This window comes from Serratia sp. TSA_7, assembly GCF_052692135.1.
Genome location: NZ_JBQZFU010000002.1, coordinates 140,668 through 164,735, shown reverse-complemented (window position 1 = coordinate 164,735; position 24,068 = coordinate 140,668). Strand labels below are relative to the sequence as shown.

Sequence of the window (24,068 nt, the reverse complement as noted above, 5' to 3'; positions counted from 1 at the left end):
GTATTTTAACCAAAGGGGCACAATGCCATGAGATTGACCTTCATTTTACCCGAATCCTGCGGCGCCGGGGCGCTGGATGTCGAGATTGATCATCTGGTGATCGCCGGTTGGACCGGCCGCGACCGCGAGGCGATCCTGCACCATATTCGGGAGTTGGCCGAGCTGGGCGTGCCCCAACCCAGTGCAATCCCCCTGTTTTACCGGGTGGCGGTTAACCAGCTAAGCCAGAGCGAACGTATCGAAGTGATCGGCAACGCTACCTCCGGGGAAGCGGAACCGCTGATCTTCGCCCATCGCGGCGAGCTGTACGTTTCGCTGGCGTCCGATCATACCGATCGTCAACTGGAAGCGCACAGCGTAGCGCTTTCCAAACAGATCTGCGTTAAGCCGGTTGCGCGCACCGCCTGGCCGCTGCGAGAGGTGATCGCGCACTGGGATTCGCTGATCCTGCGTTCGTGGATCAAGGAAGACGGGGAATTCCGGCTTTATCAGCAAGGAAGCCTCGCGAGCCTGCGCACGCCGGGCGATCTGCTGGAGCGTTATCTGGGCGGCCAGCAGTTGCCGGAAGGCGGGCTGACGCTACCGCAGCCGCGTGATGGATTAGCTATGACCTGCGGTACGGTAGCGGCGATTGGCGGCATCCGGCCGGCGGCGGAGTTCCGCATGGAGCTGGCGGACGAGGTGCTGGGGCGCTCTATCACTCATGGCTATCACAGCGTTGAACTGCCGGTGGTGGCGTGATGAAAAAACTGACTTTAGGGCAAGCCGCCGCCGGGCTGGCCAGCGGTGAATTGACCGCCGTGCAACTGACCGCCGCCGCGCTGGCGCACATTGCCGATGAGCAGGGCGAGGGGAAGCGCGTTTTTACCCGCGTTTATGCGCAATGGGCGCAACAGCAGGCACTGGCTGCCGATCGCCGGCGTGCGGAGGGGAAACCTTTGTCAGCGCTGGACGGCGTTCCGGTGTCGGTCAAAGACCTGTTCGACGTGGCCGGTGAAGCCACCGCCGCCGGCTCACGGGTGCTGGCCGCCGCACCGGCCGCCGCAAAACATGCCGCGGTGGTGGAACGCTTGTTGCAGGCGGGTGCGGTGGTTATCGGTAAAACCAACATGACCGAGTTCGCCTATTCCGGGCTTGGGATCAACCCTCACTACGGCACGCCTGCCAATCCTTGGGATCGCGCTGCACGTCGTATTCCCGGCGGTTCATCCTCCGGGGCTGCGGTCGCGGTGGCCGACGGGATGTGTTTTGGTTCGATTGGCAGCGACACCGGCGGATCGGTGCGGATCCCGGCGGCCTTCTGTGGCCTGACCGGTTTTAAGCCTACCGCCCGCCGAATTAACGATGGCGGCCTGTTGCCGCTGTCACCTTCGCTGGATTCGATCGGCGTGATCGCTCACGACGTTGCCGGTTGCATCGCTCTGGATACGGCGATAACCGATAGGCCGTTGCAGCCGCAGTTAAAAAACCTGAGTCAGGCGCGTTTTGCGGTACCGCAAACCCTGGTGCTGGACGGCCTGGATGAAGAGGTCGCAGCAGGGTTTCACTTCAGCCTGCAGCGGCTGGCGCAGGCCGGCGCGCAGATTGAAACCATTTCCTGCTCGGAATTCGCCGAACTGGCGGCCATCAACGCTGCCGGCGGTTTTAGCGCGCTGGAGTCCTGGCGCTGGCACCAGGCGCTGATCGCCGAACATGCCGAGGAATATGACCCACGGGTGCTGTCGCGCATTCGCCGCGGTCAGCCGCTGGGGGAGGGGGATTTGCAGCAGCTACAGCAGCAGCGTGCCGATTGGCAACGGCGAGTTACCGCCGCCATGCAAGCGTTTGACGCGTTGCTGATGCCGACCGTACCGCTGGTCGCGCCGACGGTCGCCGAGCTTGAAATGGATGAAGAGGCCTATTTCCGTATCAATGGCGCCGCGCTGCGTAATCCTTCGGTGATCAATTTCCTCGACGGCTGCGCGCTGTCGCTGCCTTGTCAGCGGTCCGGCGGAGCGCCGGTTGGTCTGATGCTGGCTGGGCTACCCATGCATGACGAGGCGTTGCTGGGCTGGGCGCTGGCGATTGAACGCTGTCTCGCCGGTGCGTGATTTTCCGGTGGGGCATGGCCCCGCCATACTTTGAGCTAACAGGAGAGTACCCATGACCGGTTCCCCGAACGGAATGCTGTTTGTCGCAACAGATGTCGCCGCGCAGGACGAGGCGGATTTCAATCAGTGGTACGACCGTGAGCACGTGGAAGAGCGGGTACGCGTTCCCGGTTTCTTGTCGGGCACGCGCTACCAGGCATTGCAGGGCGGGCGTAAATACCTTGGGTTGTATAAAACCGAATCCCTGGCCAGTTTTACCTCCGCGGCCTACCGCGCCGCCTTTACCCAACAAACCCCCTGGTCGGTGTCGAGCCTCGATAAAATGCGTGATCCGATGCGTCGGGTGTGCGCGGTGGAGGCCGTAACCGGGCAGGGCTGCGGCAGTCATTTGGCCATCATCACCCTTGAGCAGGCAGAACCTGAGGGGCTTAAGCTCGCCATTCTCCATCTGGGAAACATGCTGGCGGAACAACCCGGTTTTGTCCGCAGCAGCCTGCTCTCGCCCGACGTCGAACTCAGTTCGCCGTTGCCAAAAGAATCGCGGGAAAACCGTCGCCTGCTGCCGATGCTGCTGATTGAAAGCAGCAGCTCCTCAGCCGGTCTGCGGCTAAATGAACTGGCCTGTCGCCAGTTGAAAACAACAGCCGACGCCACTCAACACTATGCACTTGGCTGGCAATTGACCAAGCAGGAGCTGACATCATGAGTACATCAACCACTGAAACGCCGATCGTCGATTCATCTGCCGCCGCCTCTGCTGCCCATCCGCCAAAAACCGGCAGGCTGGCGGCCGCCAGTTCGATTGGCACCGCACTGGAATGGTATGACTTTACCGTTTACAACATTATGGCGGCGCTGATTTTCAACCACGTGTTCTTCCCGTCGTTCGATCCGCTGGTGGGCACCATTCTGGCGTTTTCCACCTATGCGGTCGGCTATGTTTCGCGGCCGATCGGCGGCATCGTTTTTGGCCATCTCGGCGACGTATTGGGTCGGCGATTTGTGCTGGTCACCACGCTGGTGATTATGGGGGTCACCACCGCACTGATGGGGTTGTTGCCCGGTTACGCCAGTTGGGGGGTATGGAGCCCGCTGCTGTTGGTGACGTTGCGTTTTATTCAGGGCATCGCGCTGGGGGGCGAATGGGCGGGGGCGGTATTGTTGTCGATGGAACACGGTAAATCGCATCAGCGGGGACGCAACGCTTCGTTTGCTCAGGTTGGCCCTTCCTGCGGCACCTTGATCGGCACAGGTTTGATCACGCTGGTGACGGTTGCGATGTCGGCGGATGATTTCCAGCTGTGGGGATGGCGCATTCCTTTCCTGCTCAGCCTGGTGCTGGTGGTCTTTGGCTTGTGGCTGCGCCGCGGCGTGGGGGAAACGCCGGCCTTCCTGAAGCTGGAGGCGTCGAAGGATGTGACTCAGGCTCCGATCCGTGAAGTCTTTACGCAACACAGGCGGCCGTTGTTGATCGCCGGCGGCTCGCGCATCGGTTCCGACGTGCTGTATGCGCTGGTGGTGGTATTTACCCTGACCTACGTCACTACGGTGCTGAATCTGCCGCGCCCGTTGGCGCTGACGGCCACCATGCTGGGGGCGATTGGCAATGCCATTACCGTGCCGATGTTCGGCGCGCTGTCCGATCGCCTTGGCCGTCGGCCGGTGTATATCGGCGGGGCGCTGGCGGCGATGGTTTGGGCGTTCGTGTTCTTTGCGTTGCTGGACAGCAGCCAGCCGGTGTTGATCTGCCTAGCGGTGGTGATCGGCTTGCTGATCCATGCGGCAATGTACGGCCCGCAGGCGGCATTTATCACCGAACAGTTCCCGACCCGGGTACGTTATGCCGGCTCGTCGCTGGCCTACACGTTGGCCGGCATTCTCGGTGGCGGCTTTGCGCCGCTGATTATCGCTACGCTGTTTAAATCCTACGACAGCACGCTGGCGATTTCGGCCTATGTGGTGGCGGCGTTACTGATCACGCTGTGGGCGGTGATTGCCGCGAAGGAGACGGCGCACAAACCCTTGTAAAGGAAGGCCGGGTGAGGGATTCACCCGGCTTGCTGCAGCAGATAAAATTACTTCAGCCAGCCTTTGCGCTGCGCATCCTGCAGGTGTTGCAGCAGGTGCTTCCACAGCTCCGGGTGGACTTCAGCGATCATCGCGTTGCGTGACAGCACTTGCTCCAGGCTGATGCCGTTCTCGACCCAGCTTTGGCCTTCGTTATGCAGGTTCATCAGCATCGGCATGGTGCGGTCCAGCACCAGCGCAAAGCGCGCGTCGGCACTCTCGCCATCTTCATACTCCTGCCATAAAGCGGTGAAAGACTCGCGTTGTGGCGCAGGCAGCATGCCAAACAGCCGCCGTGCCGCCGCCACTTCCTGATCGTGGATTGCTGCGCGCGCCGCCAGATCGTAAACCAGCACGTCGCCGGCGTCGATTTCCACGATGTCATGCAGCAGCGCCATCTGGATCACCCGCTGGATATCAACGCCTTCACCGGCGTACGGCGCCAGGCTGAGAGCGGCAATGGCAAAGTGCCAACTGTGCTCGGCGGAATTTTCCTGGCGCTGGGTGCCGAGAACTTTGGTGCGGCGTTGCACGCTTTTCAACTTGTCGATTTCCATCAGGAACTGGATGACCTGGGTCATTGAGCCGAAATCTAACGCGGGTACAGCGGATGACATGGTGTAAACCTCAAGGTAGATGGGTTGAAGCTCGTCGATTGTAGACCAGCGGGCAGGGGATTTCGATGTTTGTGGCGTTACACGCATTCACAGTTTTATTTTAGCGTACACGTGTACACTGGAATTGTTCTCAGTTAAGCTGGTTTGCGGTAATTTCGAACAATATTGTGCGTTTGAGGGTTTGTGATTTATGGGAAATACGGGCGTAGTGATGAAAGCCGAGAACGACAGAAATACCGCTACGGCGTATCCGTGGGCAGAAGAGATAGCCAATAGCATCAGCCACGGTATCGGACTGGTTTTCGGTATTGTCGGGTTGGTGTTGTTGCTGGTACAGGCGGTGGATACCGGCGCCGGTATCACGGCCATCGCCAGTTACAGTCTTTATGGCGGCAGCATGATCCTGCTGTATCTTGCCTCAACCTTGTACCATGCCATTCCGCATCAGAAAGCCAAGCACTGGCTGAAGAAGTTTGACCATTGCGCCATTTATCTCTTGATTGCCGGTACCTACACGCCGTTTCTGCTGGTGGGGCTCAACTCGCCGCTGGCCAAAGGGCTGATGGCGGTTATCTGGGGGTTGGCGCTGCTGGGGGTATTGTTCAAACTGGCGTTCGCCCATCGCTTTGAGGCGTTGTCGTTGGTCACCTATCTGACGATGGGCTGGCTGTCATTGATCGTGATTTATCAGTTGGCGACCCGCCTGGCGATCGGCGGCGTAACGCTGTTGGCGGTGGGTGGCGTGGTCTATACCCTGGGGGTGATTTTTTACGCCTCCAAACGGTTCCGCTTCGGTCACGCTATCTGGCATGGTTTCGTGCTCGGCGGCAGCCTGTGCCATTTTATGGCGATTTATCTGTACGTCTGAGTGCCGACCGCACAGGTGTAAATGCCATATTGAACAAGCGTTTCTTTTAGGTTAAAAAGGGAGCGCTTGTTTCTTACGGGTATCCAGCAAGCCCCTTTCCCATTCCTGAGCCCGCACTCTTGCACTTTTCGGTGCACCTATCACTTTTTCAGGAATCATCACTATGATCGTTCGCTTATCTAAGGCGTTGCTGGTATGCGCTATGGCGCTGTTTGCTACCCTGGTTGCCTTTGGCAATATTACGGATTACGGCTCCAACTTCGCCTTTGTGCGCCATGTTTTTATGATGGACACTATTTTCCCCGATGCGACCATCACTTACCGCTCGATACAAACGCCCTGGCTGCATCACGCAGGCTATATCGTCATTATTATGCTGGAAAGCCTGACCGCACTGCTGTGTTGGATCGGCGGCCTGCGTTTGTTGGGTGGCCTGAAACTGCCGTCGCAAGCGTTTAATGGCCGTAAAAAATTGGCGGTAGCCGGCCTGACGCTCGGGTTCCTGACCTGGCAAGTTGGCTTTATGTCGATCGGGGGAGAGTGGTTCGGTATGTGGATGTCGAAACAGTGGAACGGCGTGCCTGATGCCTTTCGTTTCTTTGTAACCCTTATTTTAGTTCTGATCTATCTGGTTCAGCGTGACGGAGAGTTGGACGAATAGCGAGGGGTGTAGGGCGCAACAGGTTGCGCCCACGGATTCTGCGTGCTGAACCCTTACGCTTCCAGCGAATACGGCAAGGGTTTGATCGTCAACTGACTGGCGGCATCGTCACGTACCCGCAGTTTGCTGTCGGCATCCAAATCGTTATTCAACACCGCTTGCACCCAAAGCCGGCCATCGGCCAGCTTGCCGGCGGCCAACACCGTACCGGTCCGGCGCCAGTTATCGCCCAACTGCAGTTCGAGATCCTCAGCGGCCAGCGGCACCCGCCCGGCGTTGCCTTCCAGCCAGTACAGCGCACGCTTGTTGGCGCCGCGGAATTTGGCACGAGCTACCATCTCCTGGCCGGTATAGCAGCCCTTGCTGAAGCTGATGCCCTCCAGCGCCTGCAGGTTGGTGGCCTGTGGAATCAACTGCCCGCTGTTGGCGGCGTCAATCACCGGGTAACCGGCTTCGATATCCAGCGTCAGCCATTGTTGGCTGTCGTTCAGTTCTGCCTGTTCGTTCAGTTTGCCCGTTAATTGTTCGGCCACCGCGGCGGTGGTCACCAGCAGAAAACGTTCCGCCGGCGCAGAGAAGTGCAGCAGGGTGGTTTCACCGTCCTGCACCACCTGATGCTCCGCATCCGGCAGGCTGTTGAAGACGCCCGCCAACGCTGCGCGAGCCTGAAAACCGGCTACGCCCAGCAGCACCGCTTCGCTATCGACGGCAATGGTGAGCTTGGAGAACACCGCGTATTTCTTGATTTCCGCCAGTTGGCTGTCCAGTACGCTGCGGCGTTCCAGATAGGCAAAGTCTTCACCGCGGTGGAACAGACGCAGGTTGCTCCACATTTTGCCCTTGGCATCGCAGTGGGCGCACAGCACGTGACGATCGGCCGCCAGCGCTTCGATGTCTGCAGTCACCTGGCCCTGAAGGTATTTCACCCTGTCCGGGCCGCTCAGCGTCACCAGCGCCCAATCCTCCAGAGAGATCAGGGTCAGGGGCAGATGGGAGGAGGCGGAAGGCTGACGGGGTGGAAATGGAATTTTATACGCCATAGTAAGATCCTGCTTAACGTTTAGCTTACCTGAAGGTGTGTTGGCCCCATGGTAAAAGAGGCGGCGGGCTTTGCAAACTGTTATTCACGCTTGCCGCCTCGGCAGCGCTTTTTTTGACATTTAGCGCTTTATTCCACTTTACGTAGAGAACGTCCTTCCCGGCGAGTATGTCAAATTGTTACTCTACGGGATTACGGCCAAAGGTAACCCTTGCAGACAGATCTTTGGCCGATGGAATTATATCGCGCAGGTGTTGCCATACAGTGTGTCGGTTGAACCCTGCGATGGCTTTTGCCACGCCGAAAAGAGGTTAGTCATAACAACATGGATATTAATAATAAAGCACGTATTCACTGGGCCTGCCGCCGTGGCATGCGTGAGCTGGATATCTCAATCATGCCGTTCTTCGAGCATGAGTACGACCAGTTGAATGACACAGACAAAGCGTTGTTTATCCGCCTGCTTGAGAGCGACGATCCCGATCTGTTCAACTGGTTGATGAATCATGGCGCTCCGCAAGACAGTGAACTGCAGAGAATGGTGACACTGATCCAGACGCGAAATAAAGACCGTGGCCCAGTGGCGATGTAATGTCCGCATTTCCTGGCGCACCCAGCTACTCTCGCTGCTGACCCACGGCGTTCTGATCCTGCTGATCCTGATTTCGCCCTGGCCGGAAGGCTACGGCCCGATCTGGCTGGTGTTGTTGACGCTGGTGGTATTTGAATGCATCCGCAGCCAAAAGCGCATTGCGTCGCGGCAGGGCGAACTGCGTCTGCTGGCGAATAAGCGTTTAAGTTGGCACGGACAGGAATGGTTGCTGGCAAAGCAACCCTGGATGCCGCGTTACGGCATTTTGCTGACGCTGCAGCCGACGCAGGGCAAAAAACGCCGCCGGCTATGGCTGGCCTCCGACAGCATGGGCAAAGCCGAATGGCGGCATCTGCGCCAGTTGTTGCTGCACCCGTCGGCCGATGATGACGAGGAACCCTGATGAAGCCGACGCTCTGGCTGGTGGAGGATGAACCCAGCATTGCCGATACGCTGATTTACACCCTGGAGAGCGAAGGCTTTCAGGTACGCTGGTTCGAACGTGGCGAGCCGGCATTGCAGGCGTTGGCGCAAGGAGCGCCCGCGCTGGTCATCCTCGATGTCGGCCTGCCGGATATCAACGGTTTTGAACTGTGCCGCCGTTTGTTGTCGCAGTCGGCGGATTTGCCCATTCTGTTTCTCACCGCCCGCAGTGACGAAGTCGATCGCCTGATCGGGCTGGAGATAGGCGCGGACGATTACGTCGCCAAACCTTTTTCTCCCCGCGAAGTCAGCGCTCGCGTGCGCACCATTCTGCGTCGCCTGCAAAAACAGCAGCGCCTGCAACAGCCGGCGCTGTACACCTTTGGTCCTTTTGACCTGGATGAACCCGGAGCGATCCTTTATTACCATCAGCAACCGCTGCCGCTGACCCGCTACGAATTTCTGCTGTTGAAAACGCTGCTGCTGGCACCTGGCCGGGTGTTTTCACGCCAGCAACTGATGGACAGCGTTTGGGCGCAAGCGGAAGAAAGCCTGGATCGCACCGTCGACACCCACATCAAAACGCTGCGCGCCAAGCTGCGAGCGATAGATCCCGGTGAACCGCCTATTCACACCCACCGGGGCATGGGCTACAGCGTGAGCCGCCTAGCATGAGAATCGGCCTGCGCCTGCTGCTGGGGTATTTCCTGATTGTGGCGGTGGCGGGCTATTTCGTACTGAGCATCTTCGTACAGGAAGTAAAGCCTGGCGTGCGGCGTGCGACCGAAGGCACCTTGGTGGACACGGCTAACCTGCTGGCGCAAATAGCGCGCCTGGACCTGCAGCGCGACGATGTGGCGCACGGGCAGTTGGCGCAGGCATTCACCCAACTGAATCAACGGCCTATTGGCGCTAATATTTCCGGTATCCGCAAGGATCGCAGCGAATATCACGTGTACCTCACCGATGCGCGCGGCACGGTTATTTTTGACTCTGCCGGCCAGGCGGTCGGCCAGAACTACTCACGCTGGAATGACGTTTATCTGACGCTGCGCGGACAATATGGCGCACGCAGTACGCGCAGCAACCCGCAGGATGAAAACAGCTCGGTGATGTACGTCGCCGCGCCGGTGCTGGAACAGGGCAAGATTATCGGCGTGCTCAGCGTAGGTAAACCGAACAGCAGCATGGCGCCGGTGATCAAGCGCAGCGAGCGGCGCATTCTGTGGGCCGGTGCGCTGCTGCTGGGTATTGCCTTGCTGATCGGGCTGGGTTTCGTCTGGTGGATCAACCGTTCGATTGGCCGATTGGTGCACTATGCCGATGGCGTAGCGCAGGGCGAAAGCGTGCCGTTGCCAAAAATGGGCAGCCACGAGCTGACGCAACTGGCGCAAGCGCTGGAAAGTATGCGGATGAAGCTGGAAGGTAAAGCTTATATCGAACAGTACGTACATACCCTGACCCACGAGTTGAAAAGCCCGCTGGCGGCGATCCGCGGCGCAGCCGAGTTGCTGCAGGAATTGCCGCCGCCGGCGACTGCCCGGCGATTTTTGACCAATATCGAGCAACAAAGCGCCCGTATTCAGCAATTGGTGGATAAGTTGCTGGTGCAGGCGCGGCTCGAGAGCCGGCCCGGCCTGGAATTGGCACCGCTGGCGATGGCGACGCTGGTGAGCCAGGCTGTGGCGGGCAAAGAAGCTCAGGCGGCGCAGCGCGGCGTTGTGTTGCAGGTGGATGCGCTGGAGGCGATCACACTGACCGGCGATGGGCTGCTGATTAGCCAGGCGCTGACCAATCTGCTCGACAACGCGCTGGATTTCACCCCGCCGGGCGGTGCCGTCAGCGTGTGCGGCGAGCGCCGTGAGAGTCACTACCTCATCACAGTCAGCGACAACGGCAGCGGTATCCCGGACTACGCGCTGGACAAAGTGTTCGAGCGTTTCTATTCGCTGGCGCGGGCCGATAAACCCAAAAGCAGCGGGCTGGGCCTGAACTTTGTGCAGGAAGTGGCGCGATTGCACCGGGGCGGCATTCAGTTGTACAACCGCCAACCGCACGGCGTGGTAGCCGTTTTCACTTTATCGCTCTGACTTCACTGTCCCTTCACATAACCACATCCTGTTTTCACTTGCCGGTTTTATCGTGGCGCCATTACCTACAAGGAGCGCGCAGCGATGATGAAATCGGTACTGTTTTGGAAAATAACCACTCTGCTGGGATTGATGATTTTAATGATTATCCCGGTGACGCAGTTGATGAACGTGATTGAGGAGCGCAGTGGCTATCGCCAGAGCGTGGTTGGGCAGGTGAGCGAAAGCACCAGCCGGGCGCAGCGCATTTTGGGGCCGTTGATTGTCATCCCTTATATCGAGCGGGAAGAGAAGAAGGACGACAAGGGGCAACCGGTAGTGCAGAGAGTGAGGCATTATCGTTATCTGCTGCCGGAGAGTTTACAGGTTAGCGGCAAGCCGAATGTAGAGGTACGCAAGCTGGGTATCTATCAAACCCAGGTATATCAGGGGCCGTTAAAGTTTCAGGTGAAATTCGGTCAGCCGGACTTGGCTGATTTGCAGCGCAGCAACGTGACTCTTGAGCAGCCATATTTGCTGGTTGCGCTCAGCGACTCACGGGGTATCAAGAGCATCTCGCCACTTGCCAGCACCCAGCCGCCAACCACCTTTGAACCGGGCACTCGCGTGGATACGTTGCCGCAGGGCATCCATGCGCCATTGCAGCTTGCCGCGTTGCAAAAAGAGGGGCTGGATGCCGACTTTACCCTAACGCTGGCGGGTACCAGCAGCTTGTCACTGGTGCCGCTCGGCCGCAGCAGCGAATTAACGCTGCAAAGCAACTGGCCGCACCCCAATTTCCTCGGCAACTTCCTGCCGGATGAACGCAAGGTGACGGAAAAAGGCTTCAGCGCCCGCTGGCGCAGCACCTGGTTCGCCAACAACATCAACAGTGCGTTTCATTATGACGATGGGATCATTGACGAAGACAAGCTGCCGGCCTTCAGCGCCAGCCTGATTGAACCTGTAGATCACTATCAACTGACCGAACGTGCGGTGAAATATGCCGTGTTGTTCATCGGGCTGACGTTCATGGCGTTCTTCCTGTTCGAAACCCTGACCGGCCTGCGGGTGCATCCGATCCAGTATCTGCTGGTCGGTGCCGCGCTGGTGTTGTTCTACCTGATCCTGCTGGCGTTCTCCGAACATTTCGGTTTCGCCACCGCCTACCTGTTGGCCAGCGTGGCCTGCAGCGGCCTGATTGCCTTTTATCTCAGCGCGGTGCTGCGCGGTAAGCGGCGCGGGGCGATATTCGCCGGTAGCCTGCTGATGCTTTATGGCGTGTTGTACCTGCTATTGCAGTCGGAAGATAATGCGCTGGTGCTCGGGGCAGGGCTGCTGTTCGCTATTCTGGCGGGGATAATGCTGCTGACGCGCAAGCTGGACTGGTACCAGGTGGCCGATCCGGCGCGGTTGAGCGGCGAAACGCCGACCGGTGACGGCGAAAACCGCTTCCGGTTGTGGAAATAGGCAGAGGCGTTGGGCGCGGCAATCGCGCCCATTGGCATTACAGCAGCGGTTCCATCTCCAACAGGATCTGTTCGCACCACTGTTGCAGGCGGTCTTCGCTCATGTCGTATTGGTTCACCTCATCCAGCGCCAGGCCGACGAAGTGTTTGCCATCGGCGCTCAGCGGTTTCGGGCTGGTGAATTCAAAGCCTTCAATGGGCCAGAAGCCGATAAACTGTACGCCGAGCGGGGCGATGTGATCGTGCAACATGCCGAGCGCATCGAGGAACCATTCGCCGTAACCGAGTTGATCGCCCATGCCATACATGGCGACGATTTTTCCTTTCAGATCCAGCGTCGTCAGTTGCGGCCAAATCGCTTCCCAGTCTTCCTGCAATTCACCGAAATCCCAGGTAGGAATGCCGAGGATCAGGATGGAATATTCTTCCATCAGTTGCGGGGAGACGTCTTTCAGGTTGTGCAGGTCGACCAGGTCTTCGCCCAGAATCTCACGGATTTTTTCTGCCGCCATCTCGGTGTAGCAGGTGCTGGAGCCGTAAAACAGACCAATCTTCATTTTTAAACCGTTATGTTACCGTTCGTGGAATGGCATCGAGTGTACCAGATTTGCACTGGCTTAAGGCATAATGGCGCAGGTGGAAAGCTAACAAAGAGAGGACCGCGTGCAACAGCAAGAGAGTGCGCTGATTGAGCAATTCCTGGATGCGCTTTGGCTCGAACGCAATCTGGCAGAAAATACGCTGGCCTCTTACCGGCTGGATCTGCAGGCGCTGAGCACCTGGCTGAACCATCAAAATACCTCGTTGTTACAGGCGCAGGCGCTGGATTTGCAGGCGTTTCTCGCCGAACGGGTGGCGGGGGGCTACAAGGCGACCAGCTCTGCGCGTTTGCTGAGCGCCATGCGCCGCCTGTTCCAGTATCTGTACCGTGAAAAGCTGCGGGAAGACGATCCGACCGCGCTGCTCGCCTCGCCGAAGCTGCCGCAGCGGCTGCCGAAAGATTTGAGCGAAGCGCAAGTCGATGCCTTGTTGCAGGCGCCATGCGTCGATCAGCCGCTGGAGCTGCGAGACAAGGCGATGCTGGAAGTGCTGTACGCCACCGGTCTGCGAGTGTCCGAGCTGGTCGGGCTGACCATCAGCGACGTCAGCCTGCGCCAGGGTGTGGTGCGGGTGATCGGTAAAGGCAACAAGGAACGGCTGGTGCCGCTGGGCGAGGAGGCGGTGTACTGGATCGAAAATTATCTGGAGCACGGCCGCCCGTGGATGGTTAACGGCCAGGCGCTGGATGTGCTGTTCCCAAGCAACCGCTGCCAGCAAATGACCCGACAGACGTTCTGGCATCGCATCAAACACTATGCGATCCTAGCGGGTATTGATAGCGAGAGGCTGTCACCGCACGTGTTGCGCCACGCATTTGCCACCCATTTGCTGAACCACGGGGCCGATCTCCGTGTCGTACAGATGTTATTGGGGCACAGCGACCTCTCGACCACGCAAATTTATACGCATGTAGCGACCGAACGACTTAAACAGCTACATCAACAGCATCACCCGCGTGCGTGACACGCCGGGCTCAAAAGGATTGGAAGAATGAATAAAGGTTTAATGCTGCTCTCTCTGCTGGTGGCTTCGGTGACCGGTGCGGCCCACGCCGACGATGCGGCAATCAAAAAAGCGCTCGGCAGCCTGGGCATTCAGCAGGCGGAAGTGCAGCCTTCACCGGTTAACGGCCTGAAAACCGTGCTGACCGATAACGGCGTGCTGTACGTGACCGAAGACGGCAAACACATTCTGCAAGGCCCGCTGTACGACGTCAGCGGCAAAGAACCGGTTAACGTCACCAACCAATTGCTGACCGGCAAGCTGGAAGCGCTGAAAGATCAGATGATCGTCTACAAAGCGCCAAAAGAAAAACACGTGATCACCGTGTTTACCGACATCACCTGCGGCTATTGCCACAAGCTGCACCAGCAGATGAAAGAATATAACGACCTGGGCATTACCGTCCGCTATCTGGCGTTCCCGCGCCAGGGGCTGAACTCCCAGGCCGAGAAAGACATGCAGTCAATCTGGTGCACCGCCGACAAGGCCAAGGCTTTCGATTCCGCCATGAAAGGCGATGCGGTGTCCCCGGCGACCTGTAAAACCGACATCAGCAAACACTATGCGCTTGGCGTGCAGTTCGGCATTCAGGGCACTCCGGCGATCATTCTGGAAAACGGCATGATGATCCCGGGCTATCAGGGGCCGAAAGAGATGGCCGCCATGCTGGATGCGCATCAGACCGCAACCAAAACCGGTGGTTAATCGCCGGTGAGCCTCAAAACACAACTACGCCGCCGTGCGGCGACGGACGACAGCCATCTGCCTGCCGGCCTGCATCCGCTACTGCGCCGTTTATACGCGCTACGCGGCGTTAAGGCTGAACAGGAACTGGAGCGCAGCGTCAAAGGCATGCTGCCCTGGCAGCAATTGGACGGCATCGACACCGCCGTTGGCATTCTGCAACAGGCGCTGGCCGCGAATCGCCGCATCATGGTGGTGGGGGACTTCGACGCCGATGGCGCCACCAGTACCGCGTTGACGGTGTTGGCCTTGCGCAGCATGGGCGGCAGTGCGGTTGACTATCTGGTGCCGAACCGATTCGAGGACGGCTACGGTCTGAGTCCGGAAGTGGTCGAGCAGGCGGCGGCGCGCGGTGCAGAGTTGATCCTGACCGTGGATAACGGCATCTCTTCCCATGCGGGCGTTGACGTGGCGCACGCCAAGGGTATGCAGGTACTGGTCACCGACCACCACCTGCCGGGGGAAACCTTGCCGGCGGCGGAAGCGATCGTCAACCCGAACCTGCGCGGCTGTGAGTTCCCCTCCAAATCCTTGGCCGGCGTCGGTGTGGCTTTCTATCTGATGCTGGCGTTGCGTGCCCGGCTGCGTGAAAGCGGTTGGTTTGAACAACGTGCGTTGGCGATGCCGAACCTGGCAGAACTGTTGGATCTGGTCGCTCTCGGCACGGTTGCCGACGTAGTGCCGCTTGACGCCAATAACCGCATTTTGGTGTATCAGGGCCTGAATCGCATTCGCGCCGGCAAGTGTCGGCCGGGCATCCGGGCGCTGCTGGAAGTGGCCAACCGTGACGCGCGCCAACTGGCGGCCAACGATCTTGGTTTTGCGCTGGGGCCGCGGCTCAATGCCGCCGGGCGGCTGGACGACATGTCGATTGGCGTGGCGTTGTTGCTGAGCGATGACATTGCGCAGGCGCGCATGCTGGCCAACGATCTCGATGCGCTTAACCTGACAAGGCGTGAGATTGAGCAGGGCATGCAGGTCGAGGCCTTGCAGTTGTGCGACGAACTGGAGCGCAGCAGCACCGCTTTGCCGTATGGGCTGGCGATGTATCATCCGGAATGGCATCAGGGCGTGGTGGGCATTCTGGCCTCGCGCATCAAAGAACGTTTTCACCGCCCGGTGATTGCGTTTGCGCCGGCGGGCGAGGGCATTCTGAAAGGTTCCGGCCGTTCGATAGCCGGCCTGCACATGCGCGACGCGCTGGAGCGGCTGGATACGCTGAATCCGGGTTTGATGATGAAGTTCGGCGGCCATGCGATGGCGGCCGGGTTATCGTTGGAAGAGGCCAAATTCGACGAGTTTCGTCTGCGCTTTGGCGAACTGGTGGGGGAATGGCTCGATCCGGCGATGCTGGAAGGGGTTATCTGGTCCGACGGCGAACTGGCGATGCAGGAGCTTTCGCTGGAAACGGCGGAGCTGTTGCGCGAGGGGGGCCCTTGGGGGCAGGCGTTCCCGGAACCGACGTTCGACGGTAGGTTCCGTATCCTGCAACAGCGGTTGGTGGGCGAGAAACACCTGAAGCTGATGGTGGAGCCGCTCGGTGGCGGCCCGTTGCTCGACGGCATCGCCTTCAACGTGGACACCACCCTGTGGCCCGACAGCAGCGTGCGTGAAGTGGAGCTAGCCTACAAGCTCGACGTCAATGAGTTCCGTGGTAACCGCAACGTGCAGTTATTGATCCAGCACCTCTGGCCGCGTTGATTTTTCCTGAACGGGCGCGGTGATGCCGCGCCTGATTCAGATACACATCCTTCCCCCCACAAAAACTGACCAACTCGCTATAAACTGACGCCCGGATCCGATAGAATTACCGGTTCTAATGGCATTTCGCCATCGACGACATCAACGTAAAAGAACGCTAAAAACCATGTTTGAAATTAATCCGGTAAAAAACCGAATTCAGGACCTGTCCGAGCGGACTGCCGTTCTTAGGGGGTATCTTTGACTATGATGCCAAGAAAGAACGCCTAGAAGAAGTCAACGCCGAGCTGGAACAGCCTGATGTTTGGAACGACCCCGAGCGCGCACAGGCGCTGGGTAAAGAGCGCGCGGCGCTTGAAGCCATCGTGGAAACCATCGATCAACTGGAACAGGGCGGCGAAGACGTCACCGGCCTGCTGGAACTGGCGGTTGAAGCCGACGATGAAGAAACCTTTACCGAAGCCGTAGCCGAACTCGATCAACTGTCTGCCAAGCTGGAACAATTAGAGTTCCGCCGTATGTTCTCCGGTGAATATGACAGCGCGGATTGCTACCTGGACATCCAGGCCGGCTCCGGCGGCACCGAAGCACAGGACTGGGCGAGCATGCTGCTGCGCATGTACCTGCGCTGGGCGGAATCCAAGGGCTTCAAAACGGAAGTGATTGAAGAATCCGACGGCGACGTCGCGGGGCTGAAATCCGCCACCATCAAGATTATCGGCGACTACGCGTTCGGCTGGTTACGCACTGAAACCGGCGTGCATCGTCTGGTGCGCAAGAGCCCGTTCGACTCCGGCGGCCGCCGTCATACCTCGTTCAGCTCGGTGTTTATCTATCCGGAAGTGGACGACGATATCGATATCGACATCAACCCGGCAGACCTGCGTATTGACGTTTACCGCGCCTCCGGTGCGGGTGGTCAGCACGTAAACAAAACCGAGTCGGCGGTACGTATTACCCACTTGCCGACCAACATCGTGGTGCAGTGCCAGAACGACCGTTCTCAGCATAAGAACAAGGATCAAGCGTTTAAACAGCTGCGAGCCAAGCTGTACGAGTTTGAGATGCAAAAGAAAAATGCTGATAAACAGCAGATGGAAGACAACAAGTCCGACATCGGCTGGGGCAGTCAAATCCGTTCTTACGTGCTGGATGATTCCCGCATCAAGGATTTGCGCACCAACGTTGAAACGCGTAACACGCAGGCCGTATTAGATGGCGACCTGGATAAATTCATTGAGGCAAGTTTGAAAGCCGGGTTATGAGGAACAGAAATGTCTGAGCAACAACCACAGGGCGCCGATCAGGCGTTGGAACTCAATAACGAGTTGCAGTCACGCCGTGAGAAACTGGCCGGGCTGCGCGAGAACGGCATTGCGTTCCCGAATGATTTCCGTCGCGACACCACGTCCGACAAGCTGCACGCTGCATACGGCGATAAAGATAACGAAGAGCTGGAAGCGCTGGGCGTAGAAGTTACCGTTGCAGGCCGCATGATGACCCGTCGTATCATGGGTAAAGCGTCATTCGTGACGTTGCAGGACGTCGGCGGCCGTATCCAGCTTTACGTCGCGCGCGACGATCTGGCGGAAGGCGTTTATAACGAGCAGTTCAAGAAGTGGGATCTGGGCGATATCCTTGGCGCTCGCGGCAAGCTGTTCAAAACCAAGACCGGCGAGCTGTCTATCCACTGTACCGAACTGCGTCTGCTGACCAAGGCTCTGCGCCCGTTGCCGGACAAGTTCCACGGCCTGGCCGACCAGGAAACCCGCTACCGCCAGCGTTATCTGGACCTGATCGCCAACGATGAGTCGCGCAACACCTTCAAGGTGCGCTCTCAGGTGATGGCGGGGATCCGTAACTTCATGGTGGAACGCGGCTTCATGGAAGTCGAAACCCCAATGATGCAGGTGATCCCTGGCGGCGCTTCTGCGCGTCCATTCGTGACTCACCACAATGCGCTGGACATCGATATGTACCTGCGTATTGCCCCGGAGCTGTACCTGAAGCGTCTGGTGGTTGGGGGCTTCGAGCGGGTGTTCGAAATCAACCGTAACTTCCGTAACGAAGGCGTTTCTCCGCGTCATAACCCAGAGTTCACCATGATGGAACTCTATATGGCTTACGCGGATTACAAAGACCTCATCGAGCTGACAGAGTCGCTGTTCCGCACCCTGACTCAGGACGTGCTGGGCAAAACTCAGGTGCAGTACGGTGACGAAGTGTTCGATTTCGGCAAGCCGTTTGAAAAACTGACCATGACCGAGGCGATCAAAAAATACCGTCCTGAAACCGATCTGGCCGATCTGGCTGACATGGGCAAGGCGGTGGCTATCGCTGAATCCATCGGTATCAAGATTGAGAAGAGCTGGGGTCTGGGCCGTGTAGTCACCGAGATCTTCGAAGAAGTGGCGGAAAGCCACCTGATTCAGCCGACCTTCATTACCGAATACCCGGCGGAAGTGTCCCCGCTGGCGCGCCGTAATGATGAGAACCCAGAAATCACTGACCGTTTCGAGTTCTTCATTGGCGGGCGTGAAATCGGTAACGGCTTCTCCGAGCTGAACGACGCGGAAGACCAGGCGCAGCGCTTTGCTGACCAAGTGAATGCGAAAGACGCAGGCGATGACGAAGCAATGTTCTACGACGAAGACTACGTCACCGCGCTGGAGCACGGCCTGCCGCCGACGGCTGGCTTGGGTATCGGTATCGATCGCATGGTTATGCTGTTCACCAACAGCCACACCATCCGCGATGTGATTCTGTTCCCGGCAATGCGCCCGCAGAAATAATCTTTTGCGGTGTGAACATCAACCGGTGCAGGCGACTGCGCCGGTTTTTTTTCGCTTATTGGAAGGAAACAGGGGGCCGATGCGGCTAACTGCTTAAAACATCGGCAGTTACGCGCTATCTCCGCTTGCCCGGCGTGGATAACCGGTTATAATGCCAGTCGCACACCGATGCGGGTGTAGTTCAATGGTAGAACGGCAGCTTCCCAAGCTGCATACGAGGGTTCGATTCCCTTCACCCGCTCCAAGACCTTCTTCAAACTTTCTTTTGTGGTATCACGCTTACCTGTTGGTCAGCTTTATGAAATGGCGACCAAAAAACCGATAATTGCGATCAACACGACCCAAAACCATTTAGAGGTTTTTTCCGGCTTCCATTCTTCGCCATATTCAACCTGATAATCGGGTCTGACATCCTTTCTTTTCATCACATTCCCTGGAAATTAACATCCTTAAATTCCTGCGGGCATATTTTAAGATGAATCTTAATGTTATTAAATTTAATGCGTATTTTTGGGTAAAAATCTCAATGGAATATGAGAGGGGCTTTATGAAATACCAACAAAAACAAGGGATTTAATATGGTTTTGTTGCGTTATTATCTTTTGCCGTTTTTTGGTTGGAATCTAAAGAGGAATGGCATTTTCCTTCCTGTGCCAGCGTGGCCGGCACCCGCTTTTGCGCCTGCCAACCTCTGCGCTGCCGGTTTGCCCACAGGTTTCTGCCGCATATTGGAATGAACATAAAGCATTATCAATCTGACAGGAATGCAGGTGAACTTATGGTGGGGGATTGGTCTGTTGTTTACTGCGATGACCGGCTTTGCACTTTTGGTTTTTGGTTCGTTTTTCAGTGGGAAAGTGAAGCTCCGCGTTCCATTTTATTGGTTTCGAAGCATTTTTCGACATTACAGAAATGCAAAAACCCGCCATAAGCGGGTTTTTGATCGCTAATACTTAACTGCTCAGGCCGTTGCCTTCATCGCGATTGCAAGTTTTAGCGAGATTATCGGCGATTAAAGCGCGATAACGTTTACAGCAGAAGGGCCTTTAGCGCCGCTCTCAACAGAGAACTCCACTTTTTGACCTTCGTCTAAGGTTTTAAAATCGCTGCTCTGGATAGCGGAGAAATGTACGAAGACATCTTTGCTGCCATCTTGTGGAGTGATAAAACCGAAGCCTTTATCTGCGTTAAACCATTTTACTAAACCAGTCATTTTAGTAGACATAGATACATCCTTTTTCATTTTTGAGCCACTCATCGTGGCGAACATGGCCTGTTTTGCAGAATTTTACTTATGGGGCACTTAGGAGGAGGCTCATGAAGAAGGGGTATCTAGAGATAACGCTTGAACTGAGGACTGCTTTACTAAAACTGCTTTCATAAGGTCTGTGTTCCAAACCGATGACGTCATAGTAGGCTTGGTTTGATTTATTAAGCAAGGATTAATTTTATTAATGTCGTGGGTAGGCTGTCACACCTCTGACGTAGTGTGATGATTGTCCGAGAATTTGGAGCGTGGAGCCGGCATTTTTCACCGCAATGTGGTTGACGCATAAAAGATAAAAGCCCTGACCGTTGCAGCCAGGGCTTTTATGGTACTATTGACTTCAGATTTAACATTAATGAACTTAATATTTCTTACTGCTAAGGTACTAATTTTAAATGTACACGTTTATCACAGATAATATCGGGTGATAATATTAACTAAAACCTCCCCTATATTTACCAGTTCACATTATCCGCCAACCTGAATGAATATTCCAAGGTATGGCATTTTAAACAAGTACATCTCCCCTCGCGATATAGACTCTTGATGCGTAGCCTCACTTCCATTGCGATCTTGTTGCACTGTTTTCTAGGCTATCTTGAAAACCAATCGCAAACAAAAAACAATTGAATCATGGCCTTACATCATCGCGTTTTGGTCCACACCCTGCGATTGTAGATACTGACTACGTGGCCTTAAAGCGTCATCAAGCGAGCGACTGGATTTTCCTCGGCATTGATGCCCATACAAAAATCACTTCGTGGCCTTTATCGCAAAATAAATTTAAATCAACTTAATTAACACTTTTGGTAATAACAGCTAGCTACCATTTTGCTGCTGCTGATGACCAATCTACGGGTTTTTAAAAGGGTGTCAATACTGTTTTTAATGACATGTTTTTAATAACATGTTTTTATTCACAGTGTTTATACGTGATCTCTTTCAAACCTCGCCGAACGTTTATTTTTATCGGCTTACCTTTTTTGGGAGGGGGGTATTATGTCGGAGTTTTTTCTGAAATGGCGGGGCCGATGCTTGGGTAATATTAGCGTTTCATTAGCTAAGCCAAAAACCAAAATATGATCTTGTCCGTAGAAGGCAGGCTGGCGATTTATGTTGCCGCAGAAACCGCTATCCGGGCCTGACGTAGCCCGCTGCAGAAGCAACGGGCTGTTCCCACGGTATCAGGGCCTGGTGACGAATCGTGCAAGTTGTTGGTGCAATTGGCTGTTTTCTTTACGTAAGTGTTCAATTTCCTCCAGCAGCGTCAAGGTGACCGCTATGCCCGGCCAGTCCAGCGCCAATTCGCGATGCAACTGTTGAGCGCGGTGAAAAATGGTCAGCGCATGATCGTCAAATACCCAGTCTGCAGCCGTCGGGTTACGCGGTTCGATCACCCCCAGCCCGACGATTTCCGTTAACTCATCCTCTGAAACACCGGTATGCAGGCAAAATTCGGTAATGGTTAAAGTCACTTTTACGTTAGCCATTTTGCTTACTCCACTCTTTGCGTGGGTCAAAAGCGGGTTGCGCCTCCGCCAGTTGTTGCCACAGCGCAGCATTTTTTTCGTCCGGCTTCGGTGGCATCACGACCTTGATCACCGCATATAAATCCCCGGTTTCTTTCTTGCCGACCAGGCCTTTCCCCTTGATACGCAGCCGCTGGCCGGTCTGACTACCGGCTGGAATGGTCAGTAGAATAGGGTCTTTCAGGGTCGGAACCGGCACCTTGGCACCCAGAGCAGCTTCCCATGGTGATACCGGCAAGACGATCTCCAGATTATGGCCGACGATGTCGAACAGCGGGTGCGGCGCAATGCGGATGATCAGATAGAGGTCACCGTTGGCGCCGCCCTCAGCGCCCGGCGCACCCTGGCCTTTCAGGCGAATGCGTTCGCCATCGCCCACGCCGACGGGGATCTTCACATTAAGGGTTTTGGGGATTTCCTGTTCCACCATGCCGAAAGCGTTATAAATCGGCAGGCTATAGCGAATGGTCCGGGTTTGCTCGGCCAGAGTTTCCTCAAGGAAAACCGCCACTTCCATCTCGATGTCTTGCCCGCGCATGGCACGGCTTTGGCGTCGGTGTTGCGAACGCGCATGTTCGCCAAACATCGAGGAAAAAATATCGGAAAAGTCTTCGGCGTTATTGGCGTGACCGTGCTGCGTTTGACGGCCAAAATTAGGGTCGTTGCGATGTTGCACCAATTGATCGTATTCGGCGCGACGCTCATCGTCTTTTAACACCTCATAGGCTTCCGCGACTTCCTTGAACTGCGCTTCGGCATTCGATTCGGTGCTGACGTCGGGGTGATATTTTCGCGCCAGACGACGATAGGCCGTTTTGATAGCCTTGAGATCGTCCGATGGCTTAACCCCTAAAATGGCATAATAGTCCTTGAATTCCATAGCGTAATCATCTCATTTCAATCTTTCATCTGAGGGAATGGCTGAGCCTGCATTGCATGAAACCTTACTCAGGGTAGGGCACTTGCCACCGGGACATCGACATCATTGTGCGGCCAGTGGCTAATGAGCGAAAAAGGCGGGGCGATAAACCCTCCTTATGTATGCGCTTAATTGCGCTTTAGCTGCCTGGCGACCCTGAACAGGCTGAAGGCACTGAACAACATTTCAATACCTACAAGGGTGGTCACCAGTATGACCGATGTCATTGGATCGGCGCTAAACAGCATCCAGGCAATCACCAGATCCAAGAAGCCAATGACGAACTGCAACCAACTGCCGCTGACTTCACGCAGCTTATAACCGGCAACTAACCGCACAATACCACCGAGCGCAAATAATATGGCGAGGTATATCGCCAGCGTCAGCATGCCGGCCAATGGACTGGTAATAAACAGGTAGCCGATAATCAAATAAGCCGCGCCCAGTAATAGGCCGCCGATCATCGGCCAGGTGTTTTGTGCCCGATTGGCTATCATGCCCGTCACCAACGCCGCGCCGCTCAGCAATAGTAAGACGCCGACCAGAATGCTCAGCGCTGTGCCGGATGCCAGGGGGTTAATCAGGCACAGAATACCGCCCACCAAGAGCAGGAAGGCAATAATCAGCAGGGCAGTGCGTTGCTTTTTGAGGCGTTCTTCACTCAGGAGGGGCAGATTTTTATGGTCAAAATTTAACATGACAGTACTCCATTTGTCGTATGGCGCTCAGTAATCCCTACTTGTTTAGCATAGTCCTTTTGGCGCTTTTTGACTGCCCCTGTGCAAATGTTACTATTGACGCCTGACGCGTATCAGCGCCCGGAAATATGATTGAGGACAGGATTTGAGCACAGGAAGCAAACTTGCGTGGTGGCGCCGCGCCGCAGTGTGTCTGACATTGAGCCTGCTGTTGGCCGGTTGTTCGAGCAAAAACAGCTATAACCGCGACTACGACAAACTGCCGAAGGGCACTTACAGCGGCAAATCCTATACCGTTAAACGTGGCGATACGCTGTATTACATCGCCTGGATCACTGACAGCGAAGTCAGCGAACTGGCACGAATCAACAAGATACGGCCGCCCTACGGGCTGGAAGTCGGGCAAAAACTGCGGCTGAGCGGCAGCGCCCCGACCAAAACGGCGTCAACCCGGCGTAAAAATACCTCGTCCGGCGCGGTGTTGGCTAAATCGACGCCGCCGCCTGGGGCTTCACGCTGCTGGCGCTGGCCGACCAGCGGCAAGATAGTGCAGAAATATTCCAACGCAGACGGCGGCAATAAAGGCATCGATATCGCCGGTGCGCGCGGCCAGCCGATCTTCGCTTCCGCCAAGGGCAAGGTGGTGTACGTCGGCAATCAACTGCGCGGCTACGGCAACCTGATCATGATTAAGCACGGCGAAGACTTCATCACCGCCTATGCGCATAACGACACCACGCTGGTCCGCAACGGCCAGGATGTGAAGGCAGGGCAAAAGATTGGCACCATGGGCAGTACCGGCACCGACTCCGTGTTCCTGCATTTCCAGATCCGCTATCGCGCCACCGCGCTCGATCCGCAGCGCTATCTGCCGCCGCAAGGCGCTTCGCCATCGTGTTAAGCGTGGAGATAACGGCCCGT

Annotated in this window: 25 protein-coding genes and 1 tRNA gene; 18 read left to right on the top strand and 8 right to left on the bottom strand. The window is 56.5% G+C overall.

The window, feature by feature from the left end:
- Positions 1–27: 27 nt before the first annotated feature.
- The 4 genes from ACUTQW_RS09695 to ACUTQW_RS09680 are packed head-to-tail and all read left to right on the top strand — an operon-like array spanning position 28 to position 4,118.
- Positions 28–741: a DUF2848 domain-containing protein gene (locus ACUTQW_RS09695; protein WP_006327738.1), complete on the top strand. Its 714-nt coding sequence runs from the start codon at positions 28–30 to the stop codon at positions 739–741.
- A complete protein-coding gene (locus ACUTQW_RS09690) occupies positions 741–2,090 on the top strand; it encodes an amidase (RefSeq protein ID WP_006327737.1) in 1,350 nt (449 codons plus the stop codon). Before ACUTQW_RS09695 ends, ACUTQW_RS09690 begins: the two co-directional genes overlap by 1 nt.
- Before the next feature lie 52 nt (positions 2,091–2,142).
- On the top strand, positions 2,143–2,796 hold the full coding sequence (locus ACUTQW_RS09685) for an antibiotic biosynthesis monooxygenase family protein (RefSeq protein WP_020439701.1): 654 nt from the start codon (positions 2,143–2,145) through the stop codon (positions 2,794–2,796).
- On the top strand, positions 2,793–4,118 hold the full coding sequence (locus ACUTQW_RS09680) for an MFS transporter (RefSeq protein WP_020439700.1): 1,326 nt from the start codon (positions 2,793–2,795) through the stop codon (positions 4,116–4,118). The genes ACUTQW_RS09685 and ACUTQW_RS09680 overlap by 4 nt, the downstream gene beginning before the upstream one ends.
- Positions 4,119–4,165: 47 nt before the next feature.
- Here the strand turns inward: ACUTQW_RS09680 and ACUTQW_RS09675 are convergent, their stop codons facing one another.
- On the bottom strand, positions 4,166–4,774 hold the full coding sequence (locus ACUTQW_RS09675; protein WP_004952444.1) for an HD domain-containing protein: 609 nt from the start codon (positions 4,772–4,774) through the stop codon (positions 4,166–4,168).
- Positions 4,775–4,964: 190 nt separating this feature from the next.
- Here ACUTQW_RS09675 and trhA point away from each other — a divergent pair, with 190 nt between their 5' ends.
- Together trhA and ACUTQW_RS09665 are read left to right on the top strand one after the other, a co-directional pair.
- Entirely contained in the window at positions 4,965–5,642 is a 678-nt protein-coding gene (gene trhA, locus ACUTQW_RS09670; protein ID WP_004952439.1) for a PAQR family membrane homeostasis protein TrhA, read from the top strand.
- Positions 5,643–5,805: 163 nt separating this feature from the next.
- Positions 5,806–6,303: a DUF2165 family protein gene (locus ACUTQW_RS09665; protein WP_020439699.1), complete on the top strand. Its 498-nt coding sequence runs from the start codon at positions 5,806–5,808 to the stop codon at positions 6,301–6,303.
- 53 nt (positions 6,304–6,356) lie between these two features.
- On the opposite strand, the gene ygfZ is transcribed toward ACUTQW_RS09665, so the two are convergent.
- Positions 6,357–7,343, bottom strand: coding sequence for a tRNA-modifying protein YgfZ (ygfZ, locus tag ACUTQW_RS09660; RefSeq protein ID WP_006327726.1), 987 nt, complete (start codon positions 7,341–7,343; stop codon positions 6,357–6,359).
- A 324-nt stretch (positions 7,344–7,667) separates the two neighbouring features.
- On the opposite strand from ygfZ, the gene sdhE reads away from it, so the two are divergent.
- From sdhE to creD, 5 genes are all read left to right on the top strand, one after another.
- Positions 7,668–7,934, top strand: coding sequence for an FAD assembly factor SdhE (sdhE, locus tag ACUTQW_RS09655; RefSeq protein ID WP_004952428.1), 267 nt, complete (start codon positions 7,668–7,670; stop codon positions 7,932–7,934).
- Positions 7,915–8,337, top strand: coding sequence for a protein YgfX (locus tag ACUTQW_RS09650; RefSeq protein WP_006327725.1), 423 nt, complete (start codon positions 7,915–7,917; stop codon positions 8,335–8,337). Before sdhE ends, ACUTQW_RS09650 begins: the two co-directional genes overlap by 20 nt.
- A complete protein-coding gene (gene creB, locus ACUTQW_RS09645) occupies positions 8,337–9,032 on the top strand; it encodes a two-component system response regulator CreB (protein WP_004952420.1) in 696 nt (231 codons plus the stop codon). The genes ACUTQW_RS09650 and creB overlap by 1 nt, the downstream gene beginning before the upstream one ends.
- Positions 9,029–10,447, top strand: coding sequence for a two-component system sensor histidine kinase CreC (gene creC / locus ACUTQW_RS09640; protein WP_006327719.1), 1,419 nt, complete (start codon positions 9,029–9,031; stop codon positions 10,445–10,447). The genes creB and creC overlap by 4 nt, the downstream gene beginning before the upstream one ends.
- 84 nt (positions 10,448–10,531) lie before the next feature.
- On the top strand, positions 10,532–11,896 hold the full coding sequence (creD, locus tag ACUTQW_RS09635; protein ID WP_004952415.1) for a cell envelope integrity protein CreD: 1,365 nt from the start codon (positions 10,532–10,534) through the stop codon (positions 11,894–11,896).
- Between the two features lie 37 nt (positions 11,897–11,933).
- Here the strand turns inward: creD and fldB are convergent, their stop codons facing one another.
- Positions 11,934–12,452 carry a flavodoxin FldB gene (fldB, locus tag ACUTQW_RS09630; protein ID WP_004952413.1) on the bottom strand — a complete coding sequence of 173 codons (519 nt, stop codon included), beginning with the start codon at positions 12,450–12,452 and terminating at the stop codon, positions 11,934–11,936.
- Positions 12,453–12,558: 106 nt separating this feature from the next.
- On the opposite strand from fldB, the gene xerD reads away from it, so the two are divergent.
- The 6 genes from xerD to ACUTQW_RS09600 all read left to right on the top strand — a co-directional run bounded on the left by xerD (position 12,559) and on the right by ACUTQW_RS09600 (position 18,978).
- Positions 12,559–13,458: a site-specific tyrosine recombinase XerD gene (gene xerD / locus ACUTQW_RS09625; protein ID WP_006327707.1), complete on the top strand. Its 900-nt coding sequence runs from the start codon at positions 12,559–12,561 to the stop codon at positions 13,456–13,458.
- Between the two features lie 27 nt (positions 13,459–13,485).
- Positions 13,486–14,202 carry a bifunctional protein-disulfide isomerase/oxidoreductase DsbC gene (dsbC, locus tag ACUTQW_RS09620; protein ID WP_004952410.1) on the top strand — a complete coding sequence of 239 codons (717 nt, stop codon included), beginning with the start codon at positions 13,486–13,488 and terminating at the stop codon, positions 14,200–14,202.
- A gap of 6 nt (positions 14,203–14,208) precedes the next feature.
- A complete protein-coding gene (gene recJ / locus ACUTQW_RS09615; protein WP_006327706.1) occupies positions 14,209–15,942 on the top strand; it encodes a single-stranded-DNA-specific exonuclease RecJ in 1,734 nt (577 codons plus the stop codon).
- A 166-nt stretch (positions 15,943–16,108) separates the two neighbouring features.
- Positions 16,109–17,207, top strand: a protein-coding gene (gene prfB / locus ACUTQW_RS09610; protein WP_100220763.1) for a peptide chain release factor 2 whose coding sequence is annotated in 2 segments (ribosomal slippage) — positions 16,109–16,183 and positions 16,185–17,207 — 1,098 coding nt in all. Because the reading frame shifts where the segments join, the coding sequence is not laid out codon by codon here.
- A 9-nt stretch (positions 17,208–17,216) separates the two neighbouring features.
- Positions 17,217–18,734 (top strand): lysine--tRNA ligase, encoded by a 1,518-nt coding sequence (gene lysS, locus ACUTQW_RS09605; RefSeq protein ID WP_004952400.1) that lies wholly within the window; start codon positions 17,217–17,219, stop codon positions 18,732–18,734.
- Positions 18,735–18,904: 170 nt separating this feature from the next.
- Positions 18,905–18,978 (top strand) — tRNA-Gly (locus ACUTQW_RS09600).
- Positions 18,979–19,030: 52 nt separating this feature from the next.
- On the opposite strand, the gene ACUTQW_RS09595 is transcribed toward ACUTQW_RS09600, so the two are convergent.
- From ACUTQW_RS09595 to ACUTQW_RS09575, 5 genes are all read right to left on the bottom strand, one after another.
- On the bottom strand, positions 19,031–19,159 hold the full coding sequence (locus tag ACUTQW_RS09595; RefSeq protein WP_006327704.1) for a hypothetical protein: 129 nt from the start codon (positions 19,157–19,159) through the stop codon (positions 19,031–19,033).
- A gap of 587 nt (positions 19,160–19,746) precedes the next feature.
- Positions 19,747–19,959, bottom strand: a complete 213-nt coding sequence (gene cspE / locus ACUTQW_RS09590) for a transcription antiterminator/RNA stability regulator CspE (protein ID WP_004952373.1) — start codon at positions 19,957–19,959, stop codon at positions 19,747–19,749.
- Positions 19,960–21,185: 1,226 nt separating this feature from the next.
- A complete protein-coding gene (gene cbpM / locus ACUTQW_RS09585) occupies positions 21,186–21,491 on the bottom strand; it encodes a chaperone modulator CbpM (protein WP_006327698.1) in 306 nt (101 codons plus the stop codon).
- On the bottom strand, positions 21,484–22,410 hold the full coding sequence (cbpA, locus tag ACUTQW_RS09580; protein WP_006327696.1) for a curved DNA-binding protein: 927 nt from the start codon (positions 22,408–22,410) through the stop codon (positions 21,484–21,486). Before cbpA ends, cbpM begins: the two co-directional genes overlap by 8 nt.
- Before the next feature lie 167 nt (positions 22,411–22,577).
- Positions 22,578–23,147, bottom strand: a complete 570-nt coding sequence (locus ACUTQW_RS09575) for an HdeD family acid-resistance protein (RefSeq protein WP_006327694.1) — start codon at positions 23,145–23,147, stop codon at positions 22,578–22,580.
- Between the two features lie 145 nt (positions 23,148–23,292).
- On the opposite strand from ACUTQW_RS09575, the gene actS reads away from it, so the two are divergent.
- A complete protein-coding gene (actS, locus tag ACUTQW_RS09570; protein WP_004952361.1) occupies positions 23,293–24,048 on the top strand; it encodes an amidase activator ActS in 756 nt (251 codons plus the stop codon).
- Positions 24,049–24,068 lie beyond the last annotated feature (20 nt).